A 12174-nucleotide genomic window follows, 5' to 3' on the forward strand; every position below is an offset into this window, starting at 1 on the left:
TATATCATACGCGCGCCGTTTTACAAATGTAAATATCTGTATTACATCTTTTGACGATCACGGAACACGCGTGCAATTTCACGTTTAGCTTCTTTCTCTTTTAAATCGTGACGCTTATCATATTGCTTCTTACCTTTTGCTAAACCAAGTGCCATTTTCGCAAATCCATTTTTCAAATAGATTCTAACTGGAATTAATGCATAACCTGTTTCTTTTGCATAACCTGCTAGCTTATCAATTTCTTTCTTATGAAGAAGTAACTTTCTTGTACGAAGCGGATCGTGATTAAAACGATTCCCTTGTTCATATGTATTAATATGCATATTATGAACCCATACTTCACCGTTATGTATACGTGCAAACGCGTCTTTCAAGTTCACGCGTCCAGCGCGAATCGACTTAATTTCCGTTCCTTGAAGGACAAGCCCTACTTCGTATGTTTCTTCGATGAAATAATCATGAAATGCTTTTTTATTTTGCGCAATAACCTTACCTGTACCCTTTGGCATATAACGTCCCTCCTCTATTTTTACCATTGTAACAAATGTAAACAAAAAGCGAAAGTGGCTCGCTCAGAATGTGAGGTGGATGGAGCTTCTGACCTTGAGGCGCTCTTTGCCTCCTGGGAAGAAGCGAAGCCGCCAAACATTCTAGCCACTGTAGCTAGATTCAACAAAAAGCGAAAGTGGCTCGCTCAGAATGTGAGGTGGATGGAGCTTCTGACCTTGAGGCGCTCTTTGCCTCCTGGGAAGAAGCGAAGCCGCCAAACATTCTAGCCACTGTAGCTGGATTCAATAAAAAGCGAAAGTGGCTCGCTGAGAATGTAAGGCGAAGCCACTCTTTTCTTACTTGCGCTTTTTCTTTTTCTTCTTGAATCCTGGTACATTTTCAAAGAATCCTTTTTTCTTCTTACCATTACTATTACTATTACCATCTTTTTTCCCTGGCTGACTAGCGGATGTGGATGCAGATGCTTTTCCTTTTCCTTGTCCACCACGATCAAACTTTCTTCCTGTACCGCGTTCACCACCGCGCTCATTACTACGTTCGCTACGTCCACCGCGTTTCTTTCTGCCTGTTCTTGGCTGTTCAATCACAACTGGACGATCTTTGAACTTACGACGAGGTGTGCCTTTCATGCCAACGATTTCAAAGTCGATTGCGCGCTCGTCTTTATTTACGTTAATAACACGAATTGTAATTTCGTCACCGATGCGGAATACGTTACCTGTACGTTCTCCAATCATAGCAAAATGTTTTTCATCATAACGGTAGTAATCATCTGTTAAATAGCTAACGTGTACAAGACCTTCAATTGTATTTGGAAGCTCTACGAATAAACCGAAGTTTGTTACAGAGCTAATCATACCGTCATACTCTTCACCGATCTTATCGACCATATACTCTGCTTTTTTCATTTCGTCTGTTTCACGCTCTGCTTCAACAGCACGGCGTTCCATATTAGAAGAGTGCTCTGCAATCTCAGGTAAGTTTTCACGCCATTTCGCTTGCGTTTCGTTGTCTACTTTACCATTAATGATGTATTCACGAATCAATCTATGAACAATCGTATCTGGGTAACGACGAATTGGCGATGTGAAATGCGTGTAGAACTCAGTTGATAAACCAAAATGTCCTAAGCTGTTCGAATCGTAACGTGCTTGCTTCATAGAACGAAGCATAACTGTTGAAATGACTATTTCTTCCGGCTGACCTTGAACCATTTCAAGAATTTGCTGCAATGCACGAGGGTGTATTTCATTCGCACGTCCCTTTACTGCATATCCGAAGTTTGTTACAAACTCGAAGAAACGCTCAAGCTTATCTTCTTTCGGATCTTCATGGACACGGTACATAAACGGTACGTTCATCCAGTGGAAATGCTCCGCTACTGTTTCGTTCGCAACAAGCATAAACTCTTCAATTAACTTCTCTGATACAGAACGATCACGCATTACAACATCAGTCGGTTTTCCTTCTTCATCTACTAGTACTTTCGCTTCTTTAAAGTCAAAGTCAATCGCACCACGGCGCATACGTTTTTCACGTAAAATTTGTGCTAACTGCCCCATTTCTTTAAACATTGGCACTAGCGGCTCGTAACGTTCAATTAGTGCTTCGTCTTCATCTTCTAAAATGCTTCTTACGTCAGCATACGTCATACGCTCTGTCGTTTTAATTACACTTTGGAAAATCTCGTGTTTTACAACATCACCTAGATTGTTGATTTCCATTTCACAAGATAGTGTCAGACGGTCTACTTTCGGATTTAATGAACAAATACCGTTTGATAAACGATGCGGAATCATCGGAATTACACGGTCTACAAGATATACACTCGTTGCTCTCTCTGCTGCTTCAACATCAATTGGAGAACCTTCTTGAACGTAATGACTTACATCCGCAATATGAACACCAAGCTTATAGTTACCGTTCTCAAGCTTCGTTACTGTAACAGCGTCATCTAAGTCTTTCGCATCCGCACCATCAATTGTAACAATCATTTGATCACGTAAATCACGACGATCTTTTATATCTTCTTCTGAAATCGTTTCTGGTACACTGTTTGCATGCTCCATCACTTCTTCAGGGAATGCTAAAGGTAAATGATGTTTATGAATGACAGATAAAATATCTACTCCTGGGTCATTTTTATGACCTAGAATTTGAATAACTTCACCTTCTGCGCTTAAACGGTTCTCTGGGTAGCTCGTAATTTTCACAACTACTTTATGGCCTTCTACAGCGCCCATAGATGCACTTTTCAAGATAAAAATGTCACTTGTCCAGCGTTTATTATCAGGTATAACAAATCCAAAGTTCTTTGACTCTGTATATGTACCAACTAGTTCCTTCGTTCCACGCTCTAAAATACGAACAATCGCGCCTTCTTGGCGTGATCCACTTGATTGTGCGCTAACACGTGCTAATACTGTATCACCATGAAGTGCACCATTTAATTCTGTCGGCGGGATGAACAGATCATCATCTCCTGTTTTCTTCTCTTCTGGAACGACGAACGCAAAACCACGTGCGTGCCCAATTAATTTACCGCGTACTAAATTCATTTTTTCTGGAAGACCGTAGCGGTTACTACGTGTGCGGATAACAAGCCCCTTCTCTTCCATCATTACAAGTGCCTTTACGAAATCTTTAAAGCCCTCAGAGCCTTCGATTCCAAATGCCGATTCTAATTCTTGTATCGTTAACGGTTTATACGCTTCTTCCCTCATAAATAATAACAACTTATCAATATGTTCTTGCATGATTTCTTCCAAGCAGAAATACCTCCTTTAAACCCTTATATTATTTAGTGTATCCGAAAGATGGGGGATGTATAAAGTGAAACTTTCAGCAGTGGGGGTTTTGTTCATCCCCCACTGATTATTAGTTGAACCAATCGGGCTTTTACGGGCAGTTGGTTCCCCCACCTAACTTCTTTGCTTTCGCTGAATTTTAAGGTGGGGGGCTTACCGCCCGTTAATGCGGGATAAAGTGAAACTTTAATCATCTCCCAATGATTTTTTACAGCTTTCATAAAGTGTAACTTTAACCAGTGGTTTTTTGTCCGTTCCCACTGATTATTAGCCCACAAATAGCGGGATAAAAATTCCCTTATGAAAAAAAGAGGCAACTAGACCTTACCAATCTAGTTGCTCCAAGAAGTTATATACATCCTCATGTAGCACATCACGTTCTTTATCAAGTGTAATGACATGCGTAGAGTCTTCATACCATTTAATGTCTTTTAACGTAGATTCCACACCGTTATAAATAATGTTAGCACTATCTGTATTAATCATCTCATCATGACGTGCTTGTACAACGAATGTTGGAGCATAAATCATATCAACATTATTGCGTACGTCACGAATCAACTCCTGTAATGCTTTTAATGTATTCATTGGTGTCTGTTTAAATTCAAACATTTCCTGCTCAATTCGTTCTGGTGATTTTTGCTCACGCTTTTTATATTCGCGGGCATATGCCAATATACCTTGGTACATAATTTCTTCACTTTTAATGTACATCGGTGCACACATTGGTACAACACCTAAAATCGGTAATGTATAAGCAAGTTTTAATGAGAATACTCCGCCTAATGATAATCCAACCGCAGCTATTTTCTCGTAACCTTGATCTTTTAAATGCTGGTAGGCATTCATTACATCTTTCCACCAGTCTTCAGGGCCTGTATGAACAAGCTCTTCTGGTGGTACGCCGTGTCCTTTATAAATTGGTGCATGACAAGTATAGCCTTTCTTCTCTAAGAAACGCCCTAGCATGCGTACGTCAGCTGAGTTCCCTGTGAATCCATGTAATAATAAAACAGCGCGGTCTCCACCTTCAAATGTAAATGGTTTCGGAGATGCTAATTTCATCATGTACTTCTCCTCTTTCTCTTCTGTAATCTAGTCGTATTCTTTCTATTCTTAGTGTACCATATTTATAATTCTATAATCTAATTAGAAACTTTTTTTGAATAACAAATCAAAAAAAGAAGAACCATTAGCATAATCCGCTAACGCTTCTTCTTTTAATTTTATAAATTTAAGTACGTAACACCAATTGTTAGTACGAAGAATAGTACAGCTAAGACAACTGTAACACGGTTTAATACCGCTTCAATTCCACGTGCTTTTTGCTTACCAAACAATTGCTCTGCACCACCTGAAATAGCGCCTGAAAGGCCTGAGCTATTACTAGACTGCATAAGTACCATAACAATCATTAAAATCGATACAATAATAAGTAAAACTGATAATAACGTATGCACTTGGCGTACCTCCTACAAAGATTCAGTTATTTTAAATGTAGCATAAATCCTATAGAAAAGCGAGAGCTATAGAATCGCTCTCGCTTTTCTTCTATTACATGAACATCATTGCGAATAACGGTCCAAGCAAACATGTCAAAATTGCTGTTAATGTCATTGTTACCGATCCAATAACACCTTCATGCTCATTATTTTTCATCGCTCTCATAACACCCATAATATGAGACGCACATCCAAAGCCAATCCCTTTACCAACTGAGTTTGTAACACGGCTCCATTTTAATAAAATGGGTCCTGAAATCGTTCCAGTAATCCCTGCGATAACGACGAATGCTGCTGTTAAGGACGGGACACCACCAACTTGTTCAGATACACTCATCGCAACTGGCATTGTCACTGATTTTGGTAAAGAAGATAAAATTAAGCTTTTATCTGTTCCCATAAGTGTGGCGATAACAAAATCACTTGCAATAGCAACTGTTGTACCTACTAATACACCACCAGCAATTGGTACAACATATTTTTGCAGAACATGACGTTGTTTATAAAGCGGGATTGCAAATGCTACAACACCTGGTCCTAGTAGCTTCGCAATCCAGCCACCACCACTTTCCATATAATTTTGATATGGTATATCAAGCATTATAAATAAAAAAGCCATTAATCCTGTTGCAACAAGCATTGGAATGGTAAATGGTGTTGGAAATAATTTGTAGATTTTTTTAGATAATTGATATAATAGCACCGTAAAAAGAACCCAACCGATTCCGATTAATATTTGGCTCATTGTGTCTCTTTTTCCTTTCTATTCGCAAGATATTGTCCTGTATGTCCTGCGACAATAATAATTAAAAACGTACTCGCTACAACTGTAATGAAAAGGGAAATTCCTTTACTCATAAAAAAAGCACCGTAATTCATTAAGCCAAGCGTTGGCGGAATTAATAAAAACGGCATAATAGCAACGAGTGTTTCTGCTCCTAAATCAAACCATTTCACTGGAAGTACTTTTAGGCTAAGCAAAACAAGTAGGAGGAACATCCCAATCAAACTTCCTGGAATCGGAAGATTCAACATTTCTTGCACCCAATTTCCAACCATATAAAATACATAAAGAGCAGCAATTTGGACAAGAATCTTTGTAAGTTTCATGTTCATCATCCCTCATGTTTATACGATCTTCTGTTAATATCCTTATCATAGTATAAATTGTAAAAACCTGCAATTTATCAAATCGACAACGAAAACCCACTATATTATACGCTTACACCCTTGATATGACTGCGTTTCCTAATGTAATTTACGTCAAAAACCTTGACCTAATATATAAAGTTTATATTTTCTGAATTTTGATGGTTATTATTTTAATAAAACAAAATCCTTCACTCCATTTTTATTCTGCCTTCTCTCTAGCACACATATATATATATAAAGATAGGTGGTGAACGCATGTCTAAAAAAATTCTCATTTTTTGTGATCCTGGAATCGACGATGCGATAGCCCTCCTCCTCGCATTCTTTATCGATGAAATTGAAATTGTTGGGATTGTCGCTGATTACGGCAATGTTCCAAAAGAAATGGCCGTACAAAATGCTCATTTTCTTAAACAAAAATCAAGAAATAGAGATATGAAAATATTTGGTGGTTCAGACCGTCCTCTCAATGGAGGTCCACCCGCTTTTTTTACTAATATTCACGGTAAAGAAGGGTTAGGCCCAATCATCCCAAATGAAAAGTTACAAAACGGGGAAATGGAGAATTTTTTTGAAGTTATCCCTCTTATCGAGCAGTATAAAGACGAACTAATCATTGTAAGTTTAGGGCGACTCACTTCCCTAGCTGCTTTATTTATTTTATGTAAAAACTTAATGCAGCAAATTAAATCTTATTATGTAATGGGTGGTTCCTTTCTGCACCCAGGTAATGTAACTCCCGTATCAGAAGCGAATTTTTATGGCGATCCAATCGCGGCTAACATTGTATTACAATCTGCATCCAACATGTACATATACCCGTTAAATGTAACGCAGTATTCCATCGTTACACCTGATATGGCTGAATATATTGAGGCGAAAGGAAAGGCTTCTCTCGTCAAACCTCTATTCGATCATTACTACTATGGATATTACGAAAAAATTTTACCACAATTAAAAGGCTGCCCTTTTCATGACACGATACCGATATTAGCTTTACTTGATAATTCTATGTTTACCTACTACAAATCACCAATTACCGTCATGACCGAACCTTACGCTCAAGGAGCAAGCATCGGTGATTTCCGCTCTTTAGTAGGATCAAGCCCATTCACCAATCGGCCCTCGCAGCAAATTGCTATCGATTTTGATTATAATCTCTTCTTTAAATACTTCATGTCACTTATGACAGACGAACAATTTTAGCAAAAAAAAACAGACCGTGATTTCTCACGGTCTGTCGTTATTTTCTACAATTATCGTTTGATGTTGTAGAAAGATTTGATACCATCATAAACAGCGATTTCGCCTAGTTCGTCTTCGATGCGTAGTAATTGGTTGTACTTAGCAATACGGTCAGTACGGCTCATAGAACCAGTTTTGATTTGGCCAGCGTTAGTTGCAACTGCGATGTCAGCGATTGTAGCATCTTCAGTTTCACCAGAACGGTGAGATACAACTGCTGTGTAACCAGCACGTTTAGCCATTTCGATAGCTTCGAAAGTCTCAGTTAAAGTACCGATTTGGTTAACTTTAATTAAGATTGAGTTAGAGATACCTTTTTCGATACCTTCAGCAAGTTTTTGAGTGTTAGTTACGAATAAATCGTCACCAACTAATTGTACTTTATCACCGATACGCTCAGTTAATAATTTGTGACCATCCCAGTCGTTTTCGTCTAAACCATCTTCAATAGAGATGATTGGGAAGTCTTTGCAAAGCTCTTCGTAGAAATCAACCATTTCTGCAGAAGTTAAGCCAGTACGGCCTTCGCCTGCAAGGTCATATTTACCAGTTTCTTTGTTGTAGAACTCAGAAGAAGCAACGTCCATTCCTAAGAATACGTTCTCGCCAGCTTTGTAACCAGCTTTTTCGATAGCTTCGATGATTACTTCTAATGCTTCACGGTTAGAACCAAGGTTTGGAGCGAATCCACCTTCGTCACCTACTGCAGTGTTAAGACCTTTGTCATGTAATACAGCTTTAAGTGCATGGAATACTTCAGCACCCATACGGATTGATTCTTTGAATGTTGGAGCACCAACTGGTAAGATCATGAACTCTTGGAAGTCAACGTTGTTATCAGCGTGAGAACCACCGTTGATGATGTTCATCATTGGAGTTGGTAATTGTTTTGCATTGAATCCACCAAGGTAACGGTATAATGGAAGACCTACGAAGTCAGCTGCTGCGTGAGCTACTGCCATAGATACACCAAGGATAGCGTTAGCACCTAGTTTACCTTTGTTTGGAGTGCCATCTAATTCGATCATAGCACGGTCGATACCAGCTTGGTCAGTTACGTCGAAACCAACGATTTCTGGAGCGATTGCTTCGTTAACGTTGTTTACTGCGTTAAGAACACCTTTACCAAGGTAACGAGATTTGTCACCGTCACGTAATTCTACTGCTTCGTGCTCACCAGTAGATGCACCACTTGGTACGATAGCGCGTCCGAATGCGCCGCTTTCTGTGTAAACTTCTACTTCTACAGTTGGGTTACCACGAGAGTCAAGGACTTCGCGAGCATAAACATCAATAATTGTTGACATAATAAATTCTCTCCTTTTTATATAAGCAAATTATTTAATAATTGTTTTACCTGTCATTTCTTTCGGTTGTTCCACATTTAAAAGTGTAAGCATTGTTGGGGCGATATCTCCTAAAATACCACCTTCACGAAGCTCTACATCATTTTTTGTAACGATGAAAGGAACCGGGTTAGTTGTATGAGCTGTCATTGGTCCACCTTCAGCAGTTAACTCCTGATCGGCATTACCATGGTCAGCAGTAATAAGTGCTACACCATCTTTTGCAAGAATCGCTTCTACAACTTTTCCTAAACATTCGTCAGTTGCTTCTACTGCTTTAATTGTTGGTTCCATCATCCCAGAATGGCCAACCATATCACAGTTTGCAAAGTTAAGGATGATAACATCATGTTTATCATTTTCGATGTCATTTACTAAAGCGTCCGTTACTTCATAAATGCTCATTTCAGGTTTCAAGTCATACGTTGCAACCTTCGGTGAGTTAATTAAAATACGCTCTTCTCCTGGGAATTCAGCCTCACGACCACCGCTAAAGAAGAATGTAACGTGCGGATACTTTTCAGTTTCCGCGATGCGAAGTTGCTTTAATCCCGCTTGCGCAACAACTTCACCTAATGTGTTATCAAGGTTCATTGGCTTGAATGCCACGTAACCATCTACAGTTTCACTGAAATGTGTCATACAAACGAACTCAGGAATGTGAGGTACTTTTTCACCACGATCGAACTCACGGAAGTCTTCGTTTGTAAATACACGAGCAATTTGAATTGCACGGTCTGGACGGAAGTTATAGAAGATAACTGCATCATCATTATTGATTGTTGCAACTGGCGTGTCATCTTCGTTAACAATTACAGACGGCAATACGAATTCATCATGAATACCATTTGCATAAGAGTCTTCTACACACTCTTCTGCTGATTTATAAGTAGGGCCTTCACCATTCACCATAGCACGGTAACATTTTTCTACGCGATCCCAGCGCTTGTCACGGTCCATGGAGTAATAACGACCAGAGATAGTCGCGAATTGTCCTACTCCTGTTTCTTTAATTACTTCATTTGTTGCATCGATATAACCTTTTGCTGTTTGTGGTCCAACATCGCGGCCATCTAAGAATGCATGGATATATACTTTCTCCACGCCTTCTTTTGCTGCTAAGCGAAGAAGAGCAAACATATGGTTCATGTGACTGTGCACACCACCATCAGAAAGTAAACCGAATAAATGAAGAGCAGTACCTTTTTCTTTCACGCTTTTAATTGCATTTTGGAAAGTTTCGTTCTGATCGAACTCACCTTCACGAATTGCAACGTTTACGCGTGTTAAGCTTTGATATACGATGCGGCCAGCACCGATATTTAAGTGACCAACCTCTGAGTTACCCATTTGACCTGCTGGAAGACCTACTTCCTCACCAGAAGCTGTAAGCGTTGTGTGAGGGAATTTGTTCCAGTAACCATCAAAATTAGGCTTCTTAGCTTGTGCTACAGCATTCCCGTAAGTTTCTTCACGTAGTCCGAAACCATCAAGAATGATTAAAGCTGTTGGCTTTCTCATTTTACCGCCCCCAGAAGACCTAAGAACGAAGCAGGCTCTAAGCTAGCACCGCCAACTAAAGCGCCGTCGATGTCAGATTGTGCCATATACTCTTTAATGTTTTCTGGTTTTACGCTACCGCCGTATTGAATACGAACAGCTTCTGCAGCTTCTGGAGAAACAGCTTCTGCAACAACTTTACGGATGTGCGCACATACTTCATTTGCATCTGCAGAAGAAGAAGATTTACCTGTACCGATAGCCCAGATTGGCTCATAAGCGATAACAGTTACTTTAACTTGCTCTTCTGTTAAACCTGCAAGTGCTTTTGTTACTTGACCTGCTACTAGATCAAATGTTTTTCCGCTTTCGCGCTCTTCTAAAGTCTCACCACAACAAACGATTGGTGTTAAACCATGTTCAAATGCTGCAAGAGTCTTTTTATTTACTGACTCGTCTGTTTCAGCAAACATTTCACGACGCTCAGAGTGGCCAAGTACTACGTAGCCTACTTTTAAGTCGCTAAGTGCTACTGGGCTAATTTCGCCAGTGAATGCACCATTTTTTTCGAAGTGCATGTTTTGTGCACCTACTTGTAAGTCAGTTCCTTCAGCCTTTGCTACTAAGCGCTCTAAGAATAGAGCTGGCGAACAAACTACTGCATCAACAGCTGAAGCTGCTGGGATTTGACCTTTAACTTCCTCTACGAAGCTAACTGCTTCAGCTAGAGTTTTATTCATTTTCCAGTTACCTGCGATAATTGGTTTACGCATGCTTTGCACCGTCCTTTTTCTTTGGCTGCTACTTATTTGTCGTTAAGACAAACTACACCTGGAAGTTCTTTACCTTCCATGAATTCTAATGACGCACCGCCGCCAGTAGAAATGTGGCTCATTTTATCAGCCATACCGAATTTTTCAACAGCTGCTGCAGAGTCACCACCGCCGATAACAGAGTATGTATCTTCTGCATCTGCTAATGCTTGCCCTACTGCTTTTGTACCTTCTGCGAATGGAGTCATTTCGAATACACCCATTGGTCCATTCCATACAACAAGCTTAGAGTTTTTAATTACATCTGCATAAATTTCACGTGTTTTAGGACCGATGTCCACGCCTTCCCATGTAGAAGGGATAGAGTCGATACCAACGATTTGAGTTGTTGCAGTTTCAGAGAATTCCTCTGTGATTACAACATCAACTGGCATATAGAAGTTTACGCCTTTTTCTTTTGCAAGTTGCATAAATTCTTTAGCTAGTTCAATTTTGTCGTTTTCACATAGAGATAGACCAATTTCATGACCTAATGCTTTAACGAATGTGTAAGCAAGTCCGCCACCGATGATTAAGTTATCTACTTTGTCTAATAGATGACGAATTACACCGATTTTATCTTTTACTTTCGCACCACCGATGATAGCTGTGAATGGACGTTCTGGGTTAGAAAGTGCTTTACCTAATACATCTAACTCTTTTTCCATTAATAAACCAGATACTGCTGGTAGGTAGTCTGCGATTCCTGCTGTAGAAGCGTGAGCACGGTGAGCTGCACCGAATGCATCGTTTACGAAGATATCAGCAAGAGCTGCAAATTCTTTCGCAAGTTCTGCATCGTTCTTTTCTTCGCCCGCATAGAAACGTACGTTTTCAAGAACTAATACGTCGCCTTCTTTCATTGCTGCAACCATTTCTTGTGCAACTGGTCCGAATGCTTCGTCCGCTTTTTTAACATCTTTACCAAGAAGCTCGCCTAAACGTGCTGCTACTGGAGTAAGACGTAATTCTTCTACTGCTTGACCTTTTGGACGGCCTAAATGACTTGCTAAAATTACTTTCGCACCTTGCTCTATTAAATATTGAATTGTAGGAAGAGCTGCACGGATACGAGTTTCATCTGTAATTTTGCCTTCTTTCATAGGTACGTTGAAATCAACGCGGCAAAATACACGCTTACCTTTTAAATCTACGTCACGAATTGATTTTTTGTTCATTGGATTTCCCTCCGACTACTAGTTAGGATTGACAAAACCCATTCAAAAGCTTAACACATTTGCTTCTAAAACGAAAGAAGAGAGAGAGGGAACAAACCCTCTCCCTCGTTTTGTCATTGATT

At 39.7% G+C, this 12174-nt stretch carries 11 protein-coding genes; 1 reads left to right on the forward strand and 10 read right to left on the reverse strand.

Annotated elements, in window-relative coordinates:
* Positions 1-41: 41 nt before the first annotated feature.
* The 6 genes from smpB to MKY90_RS26075 form a co-directional block, all read right to left on the reverse strand.
* Positions 42-509: an SsrA-binding protein gene (gene smpB / locus MKY90_RS26050; RefSeq protein WP_098167518.1), complete on the reverse strand. Its 468-nt coding sequence runs from the start codon at positions 507-509 to the stop codon at positions 42-44.
* Positions 510-845: 336 nt separating this feature from the next.
* A complete protein-coding gene (gene rnr / locus MKY90_RS26055) occupies positions 846-3266 on the reverse strand; it encodes a ribonuclease R (protein WP_445661560.1) in 2421 nt (806 codons plus the stop codon).
* 375 nt (positions 3267-3641) lie between these two features.
* A complete protein-coding gene (locus MKY90_RS26060; RefSeq protein ID WP_162836430.1) occupies positions 3642-4382 on the reverse strand; it encodes an alpha/beta hydrolase in 741 nt (246 codons plus the stop codon).
* Positions 4383-4543: 161 nt separating this feature from the next.
* Positions 4544-4777 carry a preprotein translocase subunit SecG gene (secG, locus tag MKY90_RS26065; RefSeq protein WP_002016062.1) on the reverse strand — a complete coding sequence of 78 codons (234 nt, stop codon included), beginning with the start codon at positions 4775-4777 and terminating at the stop codon, positions 4544-4546.
* Positions 4778-4871: 94 nt separating this feature from the next.
* The gene (locus tag MKY90_RS26070; protein WP_063218052.1) at positions 4872-5564 is read right to left on the reverse strand and encodes an LrgB family protein; all 693 of its coding nucleotides are present in this window, start codon (positions 5562-5564) and stop codon (positions 4872-4874) included.
* Entirely contained in the window at positions 5561-5938 is a 378-nt protein-coding gene (locus MKY90_RS26075) for a CidA/LrgA family holin-like protein (RefSeq protein ID WP_002016064.1), read from the reverse strand. Before MKY90_RS26075 ends, MKY90_RS26070 begins: the two co-directional genes overlap by 4 nt.
* Before the next feature lie 288 nt (positions 5939-6226).
* Between MKY90_RS26075 and MKY90_RS26080 the strand changes: the two genes are divergently transcribed.
* On the forward strand, positions 6227-7177 hold the full coding sequence (locus MKY90_RS26080) for a nucleoside hydrolase (protein ID WP_341092923.1): 951 nt from the start codon (positions 6227-6229) through the stop codon (positions 7175-7177).
* A 50-nt stretch (positions 7178-7227) separates the two neighbouring features.
* Here the strand turns inward: MKY90_RS26080 and eno are convergent, their stop codons facing one another.
* From eno to MKY90_RS26100, 4 genes are read right to left on the reverse strand one after another with little or no spacing between them, the layout of a single operon-like run.
* Positions 7228-8523 (reverse strand): phosphopyruvate hydratase, encoded by a 1296-nt coding sequence (eno, locus tag MKY90_RS26085; RefSeq protein ID WP_000103948.1) that lies wholly within the window; start codon positions 8521-8523, stop codon positions 7228-7230.
* 30 nt (positions 8524-8553) lie between these two features.
* Entirely contained in the window at positions 8554-10083 is a 1530-nt protein-coding gene (gene gpmI, locus MKY90_RS26090) for a 2,3-bisphosphoglycerate-independent phosphoglycerate mutase (protein ID WP_002129880.1), read from the reverse strand.
* Positions 10080-10835, reverse strand: a complete 756-nt coding sequence (gene tpiA, locus MKY90_RS26095; protein ID WP_002159914.1) for a triose-phosphate isomerase — start codon at positions 10833-10835, stop codon at positions 10080-10082. The genes gpmI and tpiA overlap by 4 nt, the downstream gene beginning before the upstream one ends.
* Positions 10836-10867: 32 nt before the next feature.
* Positions 10868-12052 (reverse strand): phosphoglycerate kinase, encoded by a 1185-nt coding sequence (locus MKY90_RS26100; protein ID WP_341092926.1) that lies wholly within the window; start codon positions 12050-12052, stop codon positions 10868-10870.
* Positions 12053-12174: the final 122 nt, after the last annotated feature.

It is taken from the genome of Bacillus sp. FSL P2-0099 (assembly GCF_038007445.1).
Classification (GTDB): Bacteria; Bacillota; Bacilli; order Bacillales; family Bacillaceae_G; genus Bacillus_A; species Bacillus_A mycoides.